Genomic DNA, 18,837 nt, shown 5'->3' on the forward strand with positions numbered 1-18,837 from the left:
GTGGCATACCGATTGCAAGCAAAGTTGCAGATCGCCGTCGATCTCACTGGCCCGCATCACCTCATTTGACGTCGAACCCTCGGCAAAAGATGACGGAAGAGCCGCGGGAGCAACTTGAATCTGGAGAGACCCATGGATCGCAGGAATGTATTGAAGGGATTGGCCGGGGTCGGCGGCCTGGCTGCGACCGGGTTTGCGATGCCCGCGCTTTCGCAAAATGCTTCGGCCAAGACCCTGCGTTTTGTGCCGCAGGCCAATCTCGCCAATTTCGATCCGATCTGGGGAACCCAGTATGTCGTGCGCAACGCCGCAGCTTTGGTGTGGGACACGCTTTACGGCCTCGACTCAGCGCTGGTGCCGCAGCGCCAGATGGTCGAGTCCGAGCAGGTGTCCGATGACGGCCTGGTCTGGACCTTCAAGCTCCGGCCAGGCTTGAAATTCCACGACGGCGAGCCGGTGCTGAGCAAGGATGTGGTGGCGAGTCTGACGCGCTGGTCGGCGCGCGATACCATGGGCTTGATGATCAAGGCGATCCAGAACGAACTCACCGCGGTCGACGACAAGACGTTCAAATGGTCGCTGAAGGTGCCTTATCCGAAAATGCTGTTGGCGCTGGGCAAGAACAATGCGCCCTGCGCCTTTATTATGCCGGAGCGTCTGGCGCAGACCGACCCGTTCAAGCAGATCGGCGACTATGTCGGCTCGGGTCCGATGAAGTTCGCGAAGAGCGAGTGGGTGCCCGGCGCCAAGGCGGTATTCGAGAAATTCGGCGATTACGTGCCGCGGCAAGAGAAGGCGTCATGGCTCGCCGGCGGCAAGCAGATGCTGGTCGATCGCATCGAGTGGGTGGTGATCCCGGATCCGGCGACGGCCGCGGCCGCACTGCAGAACGGCGAGGTCGATTGGTGGGAGACGCCGATCCCCGATCTGGTGCCGTTGCTCAAGAAGAACCGCAATATCAGTGTCGATATCGGCGACGCCCTCGGCAATGTCGGTGCGTTCCGGATGAACCATCTTTTTGCACCCTTCAACAATGTGAAGGCACGGCGTGCTGTACTGATGGCACTGAGCCAGGAAGACTACATGCGGGCGCTGGTCGGCGACGACACTGCGCTTTGGAAGCCGCTGCCTGGTTTTTTCACGCCGGACACACCGCTCTACACCGAGGCAGGTGGCGAGATTCTGAAAGGCAAGCGTGATCTGGTGGCAGCTAAGAAGTTGCTGGCAGAGAGCGGCTATGCGGGCGAACCGGTCACCTGCGTGGTGGCGCAGGATCAACCGATCACCAAGGCGCAGGGCGATGTCACCGCGGATCTGCTGAAACAGCTGGGGATGAATGTCGACTTCGTCGCCACCGACTGGGGCACGGTCGGTTCGCGCCGCGCCCTGAAAACGCCGCCGGGGCAAGGGGGCTGGAACATGTTTCACACCTGGCATGCCGGCGCGGATTGCCTCAGCCCCGCCGGATACAACGCGATTCGCGCCAATGGCGATAAGGCGTGGTTCGGCTGGCCCGACAGCCCGACCTCGGAAAAGGAAATCACGTCATGGTACGAGGCCAAGAATCTCGATGAGGAAAAGGCCGCCATCGCCCGCCTCAACAAGGCGGCACTCGAAGACGTGATCTATGCGCCGACCGGCTTCTTCCTGGGCTACACGGCATGGCGCAAAAACGTTTCCGGCATCGTGAAAGGACCGCTGCCCTTCTTTTGGGGCGTGTCGAAGACCGCATGATCGGGCGGTAATTACATATGCTCTCGTATATCCTGCGGCGTATTTTCTCGACCTTGCCCGTCATGGGCATTGTAGCGATGTTTGTCTTCAGCCTGCTCTACATCACGCCGGGCGACCCGGCGGCGGTGATCGCCGGCGATCAGGCAAGCCCCGCCGACATCGAGCGGATTCGGCAAGGCCTCGGCCTTGACCGACCGTTTCTGGTCCAGTTCGGGTCCTGGTTCTGGGGGATCCTGCATGGTGATCTCGGCACCTCGATTTTCACCAACATGCCGGTCGCATCATTGATCGCGCAGCGTATCGAACCGACGCTGTCGCTGATGGCGATTACCCTGGTGCTGACCATTCTGATTGCCGTGCCGCTTGGCGTGATGGCGGCGTGGAAGGCGGGAAGCTGGATCGATCGCAGCATCATGGCCTTTGCCGTGTTTTCGTTCTCGCTTCCGGTCTTCGTGGTCGGATACGTGCTGGCCTATGTGTTCGCGCTGCAGTTCGAGTGGCTGCCGGTGCAGGGCTACACGCCGCTGGCCCAGGGCATCTGGCCGTGGCTGCAGAACCTGATCCTGCCGTCCATCGCGCTCGGCAGCGTGTACATCGCGCTGATCGCGCGCATTACCCGGGCTTCGATGCTCGAGGTGCTGCAGCAGGATTACATCCGCACCGCGCGCGCCAAGGGCCTGGACCAGCGCAGCATCCTGTTCGTTCACGCGCTTAAAAACGCAGCCGTTCCGATCGTGACCGTAATCGGTATCGGCATTGCGCTCCTGATTGGCGGCGCGGTGGTGACCGAAAGCGTGTTCGCGATCCCCGGCCTTGGCCGGTTGACGATCGACGCGATCCTGCGCCGCGACTATCCAGTTATCCAGGGCATCGTGCTGTTGTTCAGCTTCGTCTACGTGCTGGTCAATCTGCTGGTCGATGTCACCTACACCCTGGTCGATCCGAGGATCCGCTATTGAGCATATCGACCACCCGCACCATATCGATACCGCCGGGCCTTGCGATTGCGCCGCAATTGCCGGATCTACTGCGGCCAGTTAAAATCCGGCGCGGTTTCCTCGGCTTCCTGCGCAATTATCCGACGGTGGCGATCGGCGGCGCATTGCTGCTCTGCCTCGTGCTGATCGCGATCTTCGCGCCCTATCTCGGGACCGTCGATCCGACGGCGCTGGCGCCTGCCAGGCGCACGCGCGCGCCATCGGCGGAATTCTGGTTCGGCAGCGACATGCTGGGCCGCGACATCTATTCACGCGTGCTCTACGGAACGCGGGTCTCTCTAACCGTGGGCCTTTCGGTGGCAACACTGGCCACGCTTGCCGGTCTCGCCATCGGGCTGGTCTCGGGTTTCGTACGCTGGGCCGACGGCATCATCATGCGGTTTATCGACGGGCTGATGTCGATACCGCCGATCCTGCTCGCCGTCGCGCTGATGGCGGTGACGCGGGGCAGCGTCGGCAACGTCATCGTGGCGATCACGATCGCTGAAATTCCGCGCGTGACGCGTCTCGTGCGCAGCGTCGTGCTGTCGCTCCGCGAGCAACCCTATGTGGACTCGGCCGTGACGTCCGGCACGCGAACACCGATGATCATCCTGCGTCACATCCTCCCCAACACCATGGCGCCGATGATGGTTCAGGCAACCTACATCTGCGCCAGCGCCATGATCGTAGAGTCCATCCTCTCCTTCATCGGTGCCGGCACGCCGCCCACCATTCCGTCCTGGGGCAACATCATGGCCGAAGGCCGGGCGCTATGGCAGGTCAAACCATTCATCGTGTTCTTCCCCGCCGCGTTCCTGTCGATCGCCGTGCTCGCCGTCAACCTGCTCGGTGACGGCCTGCGTGACGCGCTCGATCCGCGCATGGCCAAGAATCTTTAGAGAGTCGGTAGATGGCATTGCTCGAAGTCGAGAACCTGCAGACTCATTTCCGGACCCCCGACGGCATCAACCGCGCGGTCGACGGTGTTTCGTTCCATGTCGATGAGGGCGAGACGCTGGCCATCGTCGGTGAATCCGGCTGCGGCAAGTCGGTCACCGCGATGTCGCTGCTGCGGCTCATTCCCGAGCCCCCGGGAAAGATCGCGGGCTCCGTCCGTTTCCAGGGCACCGATCTGCTGCGACTCTCCGAACGCGAGATGCGCGCCATCCGCGGTAACGACATTTCGATGATTTTCCAGGAGCCGATGACGAGCCTCAATCCGGTGCTGACCGTCGGCCGCCAGATCGGCGAGACGCTGCGAATGCATCAGGGATTGGATAAACAGGCCGCAGAGGCGCGCGCCGTGGAGATGCTGACCCTGGTCGGCATCCCGGCACCGGCGCGGCGCGTGCGCGAATATCCGCACCAGCTCTCCGGCGGCCAGCGCCAGCGCGTGATGATCGCGATGGCGCTCGCCTGCAATCCCAAACTCCTGATCGCCGACGAGCCGACCACGGCACTCGACGTCACGATCCAGGCGCAGATCCTGCAGTTGATGCTGGATCTCAAGCGCCGCGTAGGCGCGGCGATCGTGCTGATCACCCACGATCTCGGGGTGGTCGCCGAAGTCGCCGAGCGCGTCATGGTGATGTATGCCGGCCGCAAGGTCGAGGAGGCGCCGGTGGCCGACCTGTTCCGCTCGCCCCGGCATCCTTACACGCAGGGGCTGCTCGGCGCGGTGCCCAGGCTCGGTTCCTCGCTGTCGGGCGCAGCCAGGCGCCTCGCCGAAATTCCTGGCCAGGTGCCGAGCCTGAAGGCGCGCATTGAGGGCTGCGTGTTTGCCGGACGCTGTCCGCTGGTAACCGATCTCTGCCGCACGGTGGCGCCCGGTCTCGAGGAGAAGGCGCCCCGTCATATTGCCGCTTGCCATTACGCGTCGAAAGTGGCGGTCGCGGCATGAGCGGCCCCCTGCTCCAGGTCAACGACCTCAAGAAGCATTTTCCGGTCCGCGGCGGCATGTTCAGCCGCAAGGCCGTTGTCCATGCCGTGGACGGCGTGTCTTTTGAAGTCGCGCGTGGCGAAACCCTGTCGCTCGTGGGCGAGTCCGGCTGCGGCAAGTCGACGGTCGGTCGCGCCATCCTGCGACTGTTCGACATCACCGCCGGCCAGTTGGTGCTGGACGGCCAGCGGATCGACGACCTTCCCCCCGGAAGCTTGCGCAGCATGCGTCGCCGCGTGCAGGTGGTATTCCAGGATCCGTTCTCCAGCCTCAATCCGCGGATGCGCGTGCGCGACATCCTGGCCGAGCCGATCCGCAATTTTGGCCTCGCAAAAACCTCCGCCGAACTCGAGGCCAAGGTCGCGGCACTGATGGACACCGTGCGCCTGCCACGCGATGCGCTGAACCGCCGGCCTCACGAATTCTCCGGCGGTCAACGCCAGCGCATCTGCATTGCCCGGGCATTGGCGGCGGAACCCGAACTGATCGTCTGCGACGAGGCGGTCTCGGCGCTCGACGTCTCGGTCAAGGCGCAGATCGTCAACCTGCTGCAGGACCTGCAGCAGCAGTTCGGCCTCGCGCTGCTGTTCATCAGCCACGATCTCGCTGTTGTCGAGCACATGACGCACCGTGTCGCGGTCATGTATCTCGGCAAAATCGTCGAGATGGCCGGCCGGCAGCAGATATTCACCGCGCCTAAACATCCCTACACCCGCGCGCTGCTCTCGGCGGTGCCGTTGCCGGATCCGGGCGCGGCCCGCAACCCGATCATCCTCAAGGGCGACGTGCCGAGCCCGATCAATCCACCCAGCGGATGCCGTTTCCACACCCGCTGTCCCAGCGTGTTCGATCGCTGCCGGATCGACGAACCGGAGCTTCGATCGACCGGCGACGGTCAGTGGGTCGCGTGTCATCTCGAAGCGGTGCCCGAAAAATCGGGGCCCGCTCTGTAGTTCAAGTCATGCGCCGCCGTACCGGAGGGTGACACGATGCAGCGCTTCGATCGCGTCGCCGTTCCGACTCCTGCTCACCGGGGCAATTTCCGACGGACCGGGCGATCGCCTACCTCGCGGCACCGACTTGCATTGTGAGCGCCAGCTCAAGCGCGTGTAGAAATTTTCGCCCAATTGTTACCCGCGGCAATGAATCAGAACTGAAGTCACAGTCTGGTCTGCCTACCGCGTTGTAAGATGAGCAATTTGGCGCGCCCGAAAGGATTGGAACCTCTGCCCCCTAGATTCGTAGGCTCGGTCGCATCACTGAAATTGTTAAGGTCCGTTACCGAGTGATCGGGATTTTTAGCGGATCCTTAGTATCCTCTTGTGCTCATGTTACCGCAAGAAAGCTAGCACACAGCGTCTATTATTGGTGAGGGTGCTACCGGCACATCGCCGGTCGCGCCGAGGTCTGGCGTTTCCTAGAGACGAACGACAAGCGCGTCGCCGCCATGCGGTGTGGCGCCAAGAGCGCCGCGCTCGAATTCGTCTGGGAGGCCCACATGGACGCCTTGGCGAGAGGCCAGCGGACCCAGAGGCCTCCGACGTCCGGCCGATCGCGGCCCTGACCCAAAAAGACGCCGTGGCGCTCGCCGGAGTGGCGTATCGGGAGTTCCCCGCCAAACACGTCGAAGTCCAGAATCCGCCTCGCATTGGGAGGCCTCGCTGCGGGTCCATGCGATGCACGTCAAGAAGCGGATGACGATCTCACGATCATGGTCCGCTTTGCGCCGATTTTGTTGAAAAACCCTAGTTGAAGCCGAGCGCGATCGCTGATTCATTGTCGATATCGGCGGCGGAGGCTGAATCGATGATGGGTCCCCAGCAGCCTGATCAGGCGGCTTTGTTCTACGAATTCTACCGCATGCTCTGATGTCATCACACTTCACCCATTGTCGAACTGCTTTGCTACGCCCGCGTTCAGACGCGCTGGTCTTGGGGAATCACGACGCCGTCGAGTACCATCGGTACGCCATCGAGAAATGTCGAGCAGCCACCAAGCGGGATATCGAGATGCACGAGCGCTCGCCGGGTGCCTCGGTGGACCTGCCTGCCGCTGGAAGTGGTCGCTTGAATAATTAGCAAGACTTACCCTCTTGGGGACTACAACCTCTTCACCGCCGTCAATAACAATTCTGTGGGACCTTCCCATCTGCGTGGTCGCTGATAACGGCCTAGAGCCCGTTCCATGTTCTGAATTTGAGGCACCCCTTACGACGGCGCACAGCTTCCAAGAGCGTGCGCAACCGTGCTAATCTTGAGGTGACCGAGGACCGAGGCAAAGAAGCGTCGGCCAGCTCCCGGCTCAACGGTGAGGTTTGCGATGGAGCTGTCTTCTCGATTCAGCGCGAGCGGACTTGGTGGCCTTCAGGTCTTGTCGGTGGATGGTGGGCTCGCCTTCTGCAGAGGGTGGCGTGACACCTCAGAAGGTAAGCGCAATGGCGTGCTCGTCATGCTCCCAGCCTCGGAGCAACCGACATCTGCCACCCTTGGTCGCCTTGCCCACGAATACTCGCTTAAGGATCAGTTGGACCGCACGTGGGCGGTGCGACCGCTTGAACTTGAGCGAGACCGTGGTCAGGCCGTTCTGGTGTTCGAGGATCCGGGCGGCGAGTTGCTCGGCGGGCTGCTCGGCACGCCGATGGAGTTGGGACATTTCCTGCGCCTCGCCGTTGGCGTTGCCGCGGCCCTTGGCAAGGTGCACCAGCACGGCCTGATCCACAAAGACATCAAGCCTCCCAATATTCTGATGAACCCGGCGAGTGGGGAGGTATGGCTTACCGGCTTCGGAATCGCATCACGCCTTCCACGAGAGCGGCAGGCGCCCTCACCGCCCGAGTTCATCGCGGGCACGCTCCCCTATATGGCACCGGAACAGACCGGCCGGATGAACCGCACGATCGATTCTCGAAGCGACCTCTACTCCCTCGGCGTCACCTTCTACCAGATGCTAACGGGCACGCTGCCGTTCAGCGCTCATGATCCCTTGGAATGGGTCCATTGTCACATCGCCAGAACGCCGATGCCGCCGCACCAGCGGCTGGAGACCATCCCGGCGCCGATTTCCCAGCTTGTCATGAAGCTGCTCGCCAAGACCGCCGAGGAGCGTTACCAGACCGCCGCCGGCCTCGAACATGATCTTCGACGATGCGGCGCCGAATGGGAAGCGCGGGGCCGGATCGACCCATTTCCGCTCGCGGAGCATGATTTTACGGATCGGCTGCTGATCCCCGAGAAACTATACGGACGCAATCAAGAGGTCGCCGCCCTGCTCGGCGCATTCGAACATGTTGTCGCGACCGGAACGCCGGAATTGATTCTCATCTCCGGATATTCCGGCATCGGCAAGTCCTCGGTTGTGCATGAACTCCACAAGGTCCTGGTTCCGCCGCGCGGCCTCTTCGCCGCCGGCAAGTTCGATCAGCACATGCGCGACATCCCTTACGCCACCTTGGCGCAGGCCTTTCAAACTCTGGTCCGGCAGATCCTGAGCAAGAGCGAGAGGGAGCTGCAAAGCTGGCGGGATGCCCTGCGCGAGGCGCTGGGTCCGAACGGGCTCTTGATCGTGGACCTTATCCCCGAGCTCGAACTCGTTATCGGCAAACAGCCGCCGGTCTCCGATCTACCACCGCAGGATTCGCAGCGCCGCTTTCAGATGCTGCTGCGGCGGTTCATTGGCGTCTTCGCACGCCCCGAGCATCCACTGGCGCTCTTCCTCGACGATCTGCAATGGCTCGATGCCGCCACGCTCGATCTGCTCGAAGGTCTTCTGACGCAATCGGACGTTCGGTATCTGCTGCTGATCGGCGCCTATCGAGACAACGAGGTCGATGCTGCGCACCCACTCTTGCGCAGGCTGGATGCGATCCGTCGAGCGGGCCCGACCGTACAAGATATCGTATTGGCGCCTTTGACCCATGACGACCTCGGACAGTTGATCTCGGACTCCCTGCGCTGCGAGAGGAAGCGCGCTAACCCACTCGTGCAGCTGGTGCACGAGAAGACCGGCGGCAATCCATTTTTTGCTATCCAGTTTCTCTCGGCGCTCGCGGATGAAGCGCTTCTGGTCTTGGATCACGCGGATGCGCGATGGTCTTGGGATCTCGATTACATCCACGCCAAGCGCTACACCGACAACGTGGTCGATCTCATGGTCGGTAAAATCGGTCGTTTGCCGGCGGAAACGCAAACGACGGTTTGCCAGCTTGCCTGCGTCGGCTCCGGTGCGGTGTTCGCGCTCCTTGGCACGGTCTGCGAGATATCGCAGGAAGATCTTCATGACAGCCTCTGGGAGGCCGTTCGAGCCGGGCTCGTGCTCCGTTCGGACGACTCCTATGCGTTCCAACATGACCGCATCCAGGAAGCGGCCTATTCGCTGATCCCTGAGGACGCACGCGCCGAAGCTCACCTGCGGATCGGCCGGCTGCTGCTCGCACATACGCCACCCGACAAGCGCGAAGAGATAATTTTCGAGATTGTAAGTCAGTTCAACCGAAGCACCGCGTTGATCGTCTCGCAAGCCGAACGCGACCAACTGGCGCAGCTCAATCTGACTGCGGGCAAACGCGCCAAGAGCGCGGCTGCCTATTCATCGGCGTTGACCCATCTGGCCGGCGGCCGCGCCCAACTGGCGGAAGATTGTTGGATCCGGCAGTACCCGCTCACTTTCGAACTCGAGCTTCACCGCGCCGAGTGCGAATTCTTGACCAACGATTTGGAGAATGCGGAAAAGCGGCTGTCGATGCTTTCGAGCCGTACAGAGAACCTCCTCGATCTGGCCGCCGTCACCTCTCTGCGCCTGGAAGTCTACATCATGCTCGCTCGGTCGGAACGCTTCATTGAAGTCGGCCTCGAGTATCTCCGGCAGGTTGGTATCGAATGGTCGCCTCATCCCACCGATGACGACCTGCAGAAGGAGTACGGGCGGCTACGGCAACGGCTTGGAATCCGCGCGATCGAGGAACTGATAGACCTTCCTCTGATGAATGACGCCGGCACGCTTGCGACTATGAATGTCTTGTCCAAGCTCTTGCCGTCCGGCAACTACACGGACCCCAACCTCAACGGTCTACTGGTCACGCGGATGGTGAACCTCAGCCTAGAGTATGGCAACTGCAATGAATCTTGCGTCGGCTATGCTACGCTGGCCTTGGCCACTGACTTCGGCGACCACACCACGGCGCAGCGCTTTGCCCAGCTTAGCCTCGATCTGGTGGACAAGCGGGGATTGAATGCCTTCAAGGCCCGCGTCTATCTCCGCGTCGGGGGAGCCATCAGCCCCTTGATGCAGGGCGCTCGATTTGGCCGATCGCTCATTCTGCAAGCCTGGCATGAAACAGATAAAATTGGCGACGTTCTCTATGGCAGCCATTGCCGATCTTACGCCCTCAAGTGTTCAATCGCCTCTGGTGAGCCTCTTGCCGAAGTAGAACGGGAGGCAGCAGAAGGCCTCGACTTCGCGCAGAAGACTGGCTCAGGCTTCGTCTTTGCCATCATTCTTAACAAATTCTACCTGGCCAGGAGGCTCAGGGGCCTGTCGCCCGGTCTTAGATTGTTCGATAATACAGAGGTCAACGAAAGCGACTACGAGCAGTACCTCGAAGCAAACCCAAATCTGACGAATCCCGGATACCAATATTGGACCCGGAAACTACAGGCGTGCGTCTTCGCTGAAGACTATGCTTCCGCGCTAGATGCGGCGGTCAAGGGGCAGGCCCAGATCCAGGGGCCATCGTTGGTCGACCGTGCCGAGTACCACTTTTATGCTGCACTGGCACTGGCGGGGTCGGTCGGGGCCGTCGATGATGCTCGACTCGACCGGCAGATAACGCGTCTGGACGCCTTGAAGGCGCACCACCGGCAACTCCAGATCTGGGCTGAGCAGTGCCCCGAAAATTTCGAGAATCGCGCCGCACTGGTTGGTGCTGAGCTTGCCCGCCTCGAAAATCGTGACCCTGATGCCAAGCGCCTATACGAACAGGCCATCCGCTCGGCCCGCGCCAGCGGCTTTGTCCACAATGAGGCGCTTGCCTGCGAGGTGGCCGCGCGTTTCTACGCCGCGCGCGGCTTCGACGACATCGCGGAAATGTATCTCGCGAGAGCCCGCGACGGATATTTGGGCTGGGGCGCCGATGGCAAGGTGCGGCAACTTGAGGCCCGCTATCCGCAACTGGTGAGGACCGATCCGCGCAGCGAGAACACAGAGGCAACGTCGCCGGATCAACAACTCGACGTCGCCGCCGTTGTGAAGGCGTCACAAGCACTGTCCAGCGAAATGCTGCTGCCCCGTTTGATCGAGCGGCTCATGACCATCGCCGTGCAGAATGCGGGGGCCGATCGTGGCTTGCTGATCCTGCCACACGAGAGTGATTACCGCATTGAGGCCGAGGCGCGTGCGGATGGCGACCAAATCGTCCTGCATTACGGCGCCGCTGCCGCTCCGGCCGTCCCCGAAGCCATCATCCGCTACGTTATGAGAACGCAGGAAAGCGTGATCCTTGACGATGCGGCCAAGCAAAATCTGTTCTCCGAAGATCCATATCTGAGTGTTCGGCGACAACGATCGATCTTTTGCCTCCCACTCATTCGTCAGGGCGCGCTGGTCGGATTGCTTTACCTGGAGAACGCACTGGCGACGCACGTCTTCACGCCGGATCGCGCGAGGCTTCTTGAGCTTTTGGGCTCGCAGGCCGCTATCTCTCTGGAAAACACCCGTCTCTTTGGCGATCTCCAGGAACGTGAAGCGAAGGTTCGACGCCTCGTCGATTCCAATATCATCGGGATATGCATCTTTGATCTCGACCGTCGTATCGTGGAGGCCAACGACGCGTTTCTCGCCATCGTGGGCTATAGCCGTGATGACGTCATTTCGGGTCGCCTGAGCTTTACCGGCTTGACCCCTCCCGAATGGGCCGGAGCCGAGGAACGGCTTTCGGCGGAACTGATTTCTACCGGAACCTGGAAACCCAGCGAGAAGGATTTCTTTCGGAAAGACGGCAGCCGCGTGCCCGTGCTTTTTGGCGGGGCAATCTTCGGCGAACTCCGACAGCAGGGCGCTGCCTTCGTCGTCGACCTGAGCGAGCGAAAGCGCGCCGAGGCAGAGCTGGCGCATGCGAACCGTGTAGCGACAATGGGTCAACTCTCGGCCTCCATTGCCCACGAAGTCAACCAGCCTATCGCTGCGCTGCTTACGAATGCCGAAACCGCCGTGCGCTGGCTCGCCGGTCAGCCGCCAAATCTGGACAAGGCCAGGCCGTTGATCGACCGTATTATCGGCGACGGCAGGCGGGCCGCCGATATTGTGAGCCGGATTCGTGATTTCTCCAAAAAGACGCCGGCGCGGAAGGAAGAGTTGGAAATCAACGAAGCAATTTTGGAGATTGTAGGACTGGCCCGTGTCCCAATGTCCGACCGAGGCGTTTTGGCCAGGATGCAACTGGCAGAGGGCCTGCCGAATATTTTTGGTGACAGAGTTCAATTGCAACAGGTGGTCCTGAACCTGGTCATGAATGCCATCGAAGCGATAGGCGAGGCTGGCGAGGGACCGCGCGAGTTGTTGATCAGCACGAGCAAGGCCGAGGCGGACGGCGTTCTTGTCGCGGTAAGCGATTCCGGCAATGGTCTGCCCGACGCCAATCCCGAGCGCGTCTTTGAAGCGTTTTATACGACCAAGTCAGGCGGCCTGGGGATGGGTTTGTCGATTTGCCGCTCGATCGTCGAGGCGCATGGCGGGCGGCTATGGGCAAAGCCGAACCAACCTTACGGCGCCGTGTTTTGCATGATGCTGCCGATCGGGGATTCCAATCTTGACGGCATCCGCTTTGCCGGCCTTAAAGTGTAAGCGTCTTCAGGAGATCGACCGGTTGCCGGATTTTACCCGAAAGAGCGCAACGCTTGAGACGGCCGCGCCGAGTCCCGACGACATTGCGGTGAGTTTGGATCGGGTGGGTCACTGGTTCGACGGGCCGTCGGGCCGGACGCAAGCATTGAGCGACGTCAACATCCAGATCAAGACAGGTGAGTTCTTCACCCTGCTTGGTCCTTCCGGCTGCGGCAAGACCACATTGTTGAACATCGTCGGCGGCTTCATCGAAGCCAAGGCCGGCGACGTCGCGATTTTCGGCAAACCCGTTTCTGGTCCGGGTCCGGATCGCGGTGTCATCTTCCAAAGTTATGCGCTGTTCCGCTGGCTAAGCGTATTGAAGAACGTCGAATTCGCCCTTCACCATCGCAAGCTTCCAAAGGCTGAACGGGCGGAGGTGGCGCTTCAATATCTCAATCTGGTCGGTTTGCAGGACTTTCGGCACCACTATCCCTATCAATTGTCCGGCGGGATGAAGCAGCGGGTGGCGATTGCGCGGGCGCTCGCGGCGGATCCAAAGATCCTGCTCATGGACGAGCCGTTCGCGGCATTGGATTCCCAGATGCGCGAGGTGCTTCAGGAAGAGCTAATCGAAATTTGGCAACGCACGCGAAAAACCGTGTTCTTCATTACGCATAACGTCGATGAGGCGATCTTCCTGTCGACCCGCATCTGCGTAATGTCGGCAAATCCGGGGCGGACCAAGGCGCTCCTGTCCAACGACTTGCCCCAGCCTCGCGCGGATTATCGAGTGCGGACGACGGCGGCATTTCAGGAAAACAAGGAGGGTATCCTCGCGTTGATCCGGGACGAACTGCATCCAAACAGGATGCGGGGCGCGCTTCCGTGATGCGCGCGCGCCTCAAGCAAATCATCGCGGCTTTGGAAATCCGACCGGCACTTGTCGGGACGTTGTCCACGTTGTTGCTTCTGATCATCTGGTCCATTTGGGCGAGCAAAACGGAAACCATGCACTCCAGCTTCGTCGGACCTCTGGAGCTGTTGCGCCGACTTTATCTGCTCGCGACGCAGGGCTATGGAGGCACTTCGCTATGGGTTCATATCGCCGCCAGCCTTTTCCGAACGGGCGCCGGCTTCATTGCCGGCGCGATCGTCGGCATCTGCGTGGGAATGGCGATGGGTTACAGCTCGATAATCTCAAGCGCGCTGGCGCCACTCTTTTCTTTCATTCGTCCTATTCCGCCGATCGCCTACATTCCGCTCGTCATCCTGTGGTTCGGAATCGGCGAATTCTCCAAAATCGTCCTGATATTCCTGGCGTCCTTCCTTTACGTAGCGCTCAACACCGCCGCGGGCGTGCGCGCTGTCCCGCAGGACCTGATCCGGGTCGCACGCACGCTCGGCACCAGTAATTTTCGGCTGTTCTATGCGGTAATTCTTCCCGAGGCACTCCCCTATGTAATGCTTGGCTTGAAAGTCGCTCTGGCCTTAAGCTGGGCGGTAGTTGTCGCTGCGGAGTTGGTGGCCGCCCAGGCCGGGCTCGGTTACCTTATTATGGATGCGGGAACCTTCTTCCGCATTCCCGACCTAGGGTCAGAACTTTCAGCGCATCGGCCCGATCCATGCCGGCATAACGAGCAAGAGCTTCGGCGCCAGCCTCCGGCTTCGTGTTAATCGCGCGGGCGCTCTCGTCGAGCGCCGCAAGGAACATCTTCATGGTTTGCGGATTATTCGCCATCCATTCACGGCGTCCCCAATAGATCGCCGCCTGCTCGTAACCGTTTGCACCAACGAAAGGTCCGAACGGTTTTCCGCCGACGCTCATTAACTTGAAGCCCCAGGGTTCATAAATGGAGATGCCGTCGACATCCTTGTTGGTGAAAGCGGGCATGAGGCTCGATATGCCCATGTTCACGATTGATACGTCCTTGAGCGGAATCCGTTCGGCATTCAGATATTTCATCAAAGTCCAGTGCGCGGAGGTGCCGAAAATCGTGCCAATCTTCTTTCCTACCAGCTGGTTGGCCGAAGTGATTTCCTCGGAAGATTGCATGATCAACGAGGTGTTCCCCACCTCGAGAAAGCAAAAGACGGAGATATCCATTCCCTCGGAGACCCCGGCGATAAACGGAGGCATTCCTCCAAAGGTGACATCGATGTCGCCGGCCTTCATCGCCGCAAGCATGGGAGGGCCCGTGGTGAACTTCACAAAGGTTGGTTTGAGGCCAGCCTTCTCGAACAGCTTTTCCTGCTGAGCATAGAAAAATTCGAAGAAAGCGGCCGGCTGCCACCCGATCCGAATCTCGTTTGTTTCGGCTTTGGCGGTATTTATCAGGCCAACGAAAGCACAAAACATCGCGAGACATGCAAGAGATATAAGTCGTTTCATGTTTTCCTCCGCCCGCCAGATAGGCGTCGCCAGAAATTCACCTTGCGCAGCCGGCAAATTGATCGGCGCCCGATTATTTGCCGCTCCAATGGACGAAGCGCCGTTCGAACAAAGTCAATCCGCGTTCCAGCATCAGACCAATCAGCCCGATGAGGAGAATTCCGACATGCCCATGCGCGAAGCGCTTGAGGGGGCGCCCCTTGCGTTGAAGCCGAAAGCCGGCGAGAAATATTCCGGCCTGGTCAGGTTGATCAAGGAGATGGCCGATTTCCTGTACCACAACGGCAATATCACGCACGAACTCGGTTACGACGAGATCACGAAGGCCACCGCACCGGAATATATGGAGGCCTACATTTCTTCGCGTCCGTCAGCGAAGTAATGTTGGATATGGGGCAGACCATGCGGCGCAGGGCGCGGCCCATGATGCTGACGGGCGGCAACGGATAGACTTCGTTGTGACGATCGACCCAGTCGCGGTAATCGTAACGCGCACGGGGGGAAGCCGACGAGTTTCCATCCGCTCATGTCGCGGTTGCCGCCGTTGATCGGGTCGGCAAAAAGCCTTCCTGCGTGTTCTGCAGCAGCAGCGCGAAGAACTCCGCACCCTTGACGTCCTTCAATGTGATCGATCCAGTCTCAAGCTCTGCCAGCATCTTGTCCTGGTCCGCGGGCACGAGTTCCGAAAAGGACCTGCCGGAAAAGGTCGCCTTGACATAATCGGCCAGCGCTTTCAGCCCGGCCCGGTATCGCGCCGCCGGCGCATCCGGCATCTGATAACCCTGCGTGGCGGCGCCTGGCATGAAGGGCGGCCTCATGTAGAGACCGGCGGCGTGGCCATATGGACCGGCCAGTTGCCGGTGGATGAAAATCGCGCAACCTGCGTCCTTCCCGCCCAGTCCGCGTTCGTCACGGGGGATCAGACGATCGACCGCAGCTTCCACCAGCGCGGCCTCATCCGAGGTGAAAACATCCAGGGTCCCGGACGAACAGGTGCTGGCGGCCTTGCGGTCCCCGGTTCCCACGGCAGACCACCGGCGAGGGTACGCGCATGTGCGACAGTTGCTCCAACCAAAACAAAAGCCGTAGCCGAGGCGAGCAACAAGCGCCGAGACAATACTGAGGAAGTGACGTCATTCATAATCGCGCTCTCATGCTTCATCAAGCTGCCTGGGACGGAACCATAGCTGCACAGAGCAACATATGAGACGCTAACGCGCCGGACTACGCCCCTCCATTCAACGCAGGCCTCGTCCAGCCCATACGCTGGTGTTAGGGGACGGACCCACAGAACAATGCAAAATATGCATCCGCTCTTCCGTCAGACAGATGCAGGCGCTGTTGTCGAACTTGCGTGCAGGACCATTTGAAGCACGGCGCCCTCAGGCGAGTTCGGGAATACCAGCAAGTTTCCATTTCTCCCCGACCGGCAGCATCATGCAAAAGACGGCGCCGCAAGGTTCGTTCGGCTTTGCCCAGAGCCGGCCGCCATGTGCCTCGACGATCGAGCGGCAGATGGACAACCCCATGCCCAACCACTGGCTTTGGCAGCGCCATCGCATGAATATCGATGGAAAGCATCATAGGGCGCGTTCGCCGTAATCCTCATACCAAGGAAATTCGGCGCTGATACGGTCACAATTTCGCTTCAGCCTTTCACGGCTCCTTCGATGCACCCAACTAGCTCGTTTATTTCAAATGGCTTTCTGAGCAGGCACACGGCACCCGCGATCGCTGCCTTGGCCTCGAGGTTCGCATCTGAACGTGCCGTGATCAAAACGACGGGGGTCGTCGACCCCTGGGCGGCGAGGTGCTTCATCAGGTCCAGCCCGCTCATGCCGGGCATGTGAATGTCCGACACAACGCAATTGACTGAGTTGCTCCCAATCACACGAACATAGTCCTCTGCGGAGGTGTATCCGCTGGATCCATACCCGAGCGAGGACAGCGATTCCACGAGTGCTACTCGGAATGACTCGTCATCGTCGATCACTGCGATTTCGAGATGTCTTGCCACACAGGATCCATGCCCCGAATTGAACGAAGAAGCGGGGAAACGCAACTCTTGCATGCATCTGCGCTGCTCAGGAATTATACAAGAGTGTTATAGGCCTGCGGCGTATTGATGCGGGAACAGCGAAATTGGCAACGGTTTTCGGCCAAATACTAGCAATGCCGTTCCGGGAGGTCCCGCCGAGGGCGACCATCTGGGCGCCGGCCGGATCATCCGGAAGGGCCATTCGACGGCCTACTCGCCCTGTCCGGCAAACCTCTCCCCCCATCATCATACGATAAGCTGATCAACTGCACCGAAACGTAGGATGGCAAGATCCGCTCGACCGGTTTTTGATGGCCGGGCGTCATCGAGAGCCAACAGGGGGACAACATGAGGACGGTCGAGAGCTTCATCGTCGCGCCGGACATCCAGGATCGGGACCTGAATGCGATCGTCGCGCAGGAGTTTCAAACAACGCTTGTCGGCATGATAGGACACGACCTCCGTCAATCATTGCAGGTCATTCAAGGGACCTACTCGCTGTTACGCTCGCGCCAGGAGCAAATGCCGCAGCAAGCATGGCTGGACCGGGGCGAGCGTGCGGTTACAAAGCTGACCGAACAACTCAATTGTCTGGTGGATGCCTTTTACCTGGCGGAACGCGCCAATGCGTTGGAGGTCTCCCCTGTCGGACTTGGACCTGTGTTCTGGCGGCTTCGACACGAAAACGAAGATGCGGCCATCCAACGGGGCATCGATCTTCGAACCTTTACAGCGAATGCCATTGTGATGAGCAATCCGGTGCTGCTCGGTTGCATTCTCCGCAATCTGTTGACCAATGCGATCAGATATACGGAGCCCGGAGGGCGCATTTTGATCGGCTGCCGCCGCAAAGGGCCCGAAATCAGGATCGATGTTTACGATACCGGCATTGGCATTCCGGAACACCAATTGCCTCGAATCTTCGAATCCTTCACGCGTCTTGCACCTGAACGCAGCAACGGATTGGGCATCGGGCTCTCTATCGTCCGTCGTGCGCTCGAGGTGCTTGGCCATCGGATCGAAGTCCGATCGGTCGTAGGCGAAGGATCGCTGTTCTCGATCTACACGCCGGCTGCACCGGCAAGCGCAGGCTAAGGTAGTGCCAGAATTGGGCTTTTTAGGTGCGCGCGGCCAGGGAACCAGCCTCGCCGACCTATACATAGGTGTGATCCCGTGTCCCTTCACGTTGTGCTAACAGTCCGTAAGATCACGGGCATAGTAAACGGCATGCAGTCCGCTACCAACGAGAAGGCCCTTGTGCACGTCGTCGACGACGACGCTTCCATGTGTGGGGCGTTGGAGGGCCTGTTCGACTCGGTCGGGCTTCAGACCAAGACCTATGCCACGGCGAAGGACTTTCTTTCGGCAAGCCTCTCGGACCGGCCTGGCTGCATCGTCCTCGATGTCAGATTGCCGGACATGAATGGCCTTGAGTTTCAAACCCGGCTGGCCCAGATCGGCGTCGGAATTCCGGTGGTGATGATGACCGGATACGGAGACATTCCGATGTCCGTTCACGCTATGAAGCACGGCGCCGTCGACTTCCTACCCAAGCCGTTTCGCGATCAGGACATGCTTGATGCTGTCCTGGCTGCCATCGAGCGCGATCGACAGCGACGGGTCGTCGAGAGCGACGATTCGCAGTTGAAAGAGCGATTCGAAACGCTTTCGCCGCGCGAACAGGAAGTGATGTTGCTAGTCACGACCGGTAAAATGAACAAACAGGTAGCCGGCGACCTCGGGATCAGCGAAATTACCGTCAAAATTCATCGAGGTGCCGCCATGCACAAAATGGGCGCGCGAACCTATGCCGAACTGGTTCGGATGGCCGATGCTCTCAAACCAAACCTCCGGAAACTCGGCCGATAGCCGTAGCTCCGCCAGTCCACTCCTCCGGCAATACGAACGTTCCGTTCACACGCATTGTCGATCGCCTTTA

14 protein-coding genes and 1 pseudogene are annotated in these 18,837 nt (G+C 60.2%); 11 read left to right on the plus strand and 4 right to left on the minus strand.

Going from position 1 to position 18,837, the window contains the following annotated elements:
* The first annotated feature begins 132 nt into the window (after window positions 1-132).
* From JWR89_RS03330 to JWR89_RS03365, 8 genes and pseudogenes are all read left to right on the plus strand, one after another.
* The gene (locus JWR89_RS03330) at window positions 133-1,734 is read left to right on the plus strand and encodes an ABC transporter substrate-binding protein (protein ID WP_299711803.1); all 1,602 of its coding nucleotides are present in this window, start codon (window positions 133-135) and stop codon (window positions 1,732-1,734) included.
* A 17-nt stretch (window positions 1,735-1,751) separates the two neighbouring features.
* Window positions 1,752-2,693 (plus strand): ABC transporter permease, encoded by a 942-nt coding sequence (locus JWR89_RS03335; RefSeq protein ID WP_299711805.1) that lies wholly within the window; start codon window positions 1,752-1,754, stop codon window positions 2,691-2,693.
* Window positions 2,694-2,695: 2 nt separating this feature from the next.
* The gene (locus JWR89_RS03340; protein ID WP_299711841.1) at window positions 2,696-3,613 is read left to right on the plus strand and encodes an ABC transporter permease; all 918 of its coding nucleotides are present in this window, start codon (window positions 2,696-2,698) and stop codon (window positions 3,611-3,613) included.
* An 11-nt stretch (window positions 3,614-3,624) separates the two neighbouring features.
* Window positions 3,625-4,614, plus strand: coding sequence for an ABC transporter ATP-binding protein (locus JWR89_RS03345; protein ID WP_299711807.1), 990 nt, complete (start codon window positions 3,625-3,627; stop codon window positions 4,612-4,614).
* A complete protein-coding gene (locus tag JWR89_RS03350; RefSeq protein WP_299711809.1) occupies window positions 4,611-5,606 on the plus strand; it encodes a dipeptide ABC transporter ATP-binding protein in 996 nt (331 codons plus the stop codon). The genes JWR89_RS03345 and JWR89_RS03350 overlap by 4 nt, the downstream gene beginning before the upstream one ends.
* 1,366 nt (window positions 5,607-6,972) lie before the next feature.
* Complete coding sequence (locus JWR89_RS03355; protein ID WP_299711811.1) at window positions 6,973-12,489, plus strand: trifunctional serine/threonine-protein kinase/ATP-binding protein/sensor histidine kinase; 5,517 nt, start codon at window positions 6,973-6,975, stop codon at window positions 12,487-12,489.
* Complete coding sequence (locus JWR89_RS03360) at window positions 12,455-13,360, plus strand: ABC transporter ATP-binding protein (protein ID WP_299711813.1); 906 nt, start codon at window positions 12,455-12,457, stop codon at window positions 13,358-13,360. The genes JWR89_RS03355 and JWR89_RS03360 overlap by 35 nt, the downstream gene beginning before the upstream one ends.
* A gap of 287 nt (window positions 13,361-13,647) precedes the next feature.
* Window positions 13,648-13,995: pseudogene (locus JWR89_RS03365) on the plus strand (ABC transporter permease subunit); the annotation flags it as partial.
* Window positions 13,996-14,023: 28 nt separating this feature from the next.
* Here the strand turns inward: JWR89_RS03365 and JWR89_RS03370 are convergent.
* Window positions 14,024-14,860 carry an ABC transporter substrate-binding protein gene (locus JWR89_RS03370; protein WP_299711815.1) on the minus strand — a complete coding sequence of 279 codons (837 nt, stop codon included), beginning with the start codon at window positions 14,858-14,860 and terminating at the stop codon, window positions 14,024-14,026.
* Here JWR89_RS03370 and JWR89_RS03375 point away from each other — a divergent pair.
* Window positions 14,859-15,242, plus strand: coding sequence for a hypothetical protein (locus JWR89_RS03375; RefSeq protein ID WP_299711817.1), 384 nt, complete (start codon window positions 14,859-14,861; stop codon window positions 15,240-15,242). The two genes, JWR89_RS03370 and JWR89_RS03375, sit on opposite strands and share 2 nt — an antisense overlap.
* Window positions 15,243-15,384: 142 nt before the next feature.
* Here JWR89_RS03375 and JWR89_RS03380 read toward each other — a convergent pair whose 3' ends face one another.
* From JWR89_RS03380 to JWR89_RS03385, 3 genes are all read right to left on the minus strand, one after another.
* Complete coding sequence (locus JWR89_RS03380) at window positions 15,385-15,804, minus strand: gluconate 2-dehydrogenase subunit 3 family protein (protein ID WP_299711819.1); 420 nt, start codon at window positions 15,802-15,804, stop codon at window positions 15,385-15,387.
* Window positions 15,805-16,242: 438 nt separating this feature from the next.
* Complete coding sequence (locus JWR89_RS26280) at window positions 16,243-16,422, minus strand: ATP-binding protein (protein WP_366142962.1); 180 nt, start codon at window positions 16,420-16,422, stop codon at window positions 16,243-16,245.
* Window positions 16,423-16,508: 86 nt separating this feature from the next.
* Entirely contained in the window at window positions 16,509-16,853 is a 345-nt protein-coding gene (locus JWR89_RS03385) for a response regulator (RefSeq protein ID WP_299711820.1), read from the minus strand.
* A 393-nt stretch (window positions 16,854-17,246) separates the two neighbouring features.
* Here JWR89_RS03385 and JWR89_RS03390 point away from each other — a divergent pair, with 393 nt between their 5' ends.
* Entirely contained in the window at window positions 17,247-17,993 is a 747-nt protein-coding gene (locus tag JWR89_RS03390; protein WP_299711822.1) for a HAMP domain-containing sensor histidine kinase, read from the plus strand.
* 132 nt (window positions 17,994-18,125) lie between these two features.
* Window positions 18,126-18,767, plus strand: coding sequence for a response regulator transcription factor (locus JWR89_RS03395; RefSeq protein ID WP_299711824.1), 642 nt, complete (start codon window positions 18,126-18,128; stop codon window positions 18,765-18,767).
* Window positions 18,768-18,837 lie beyond the last annotated feature (70 nt).

The sequence above is a fragment of the Tardiphaga sp. genome (genome assembly GCF_028290785.1).
Taxonomy (GTDB): domain Bacteria; phylum Pseudomonadota; class Alphaproteobacteria; order Rhizobiales; family Xanthobacteraceae; genus Tardiphaga.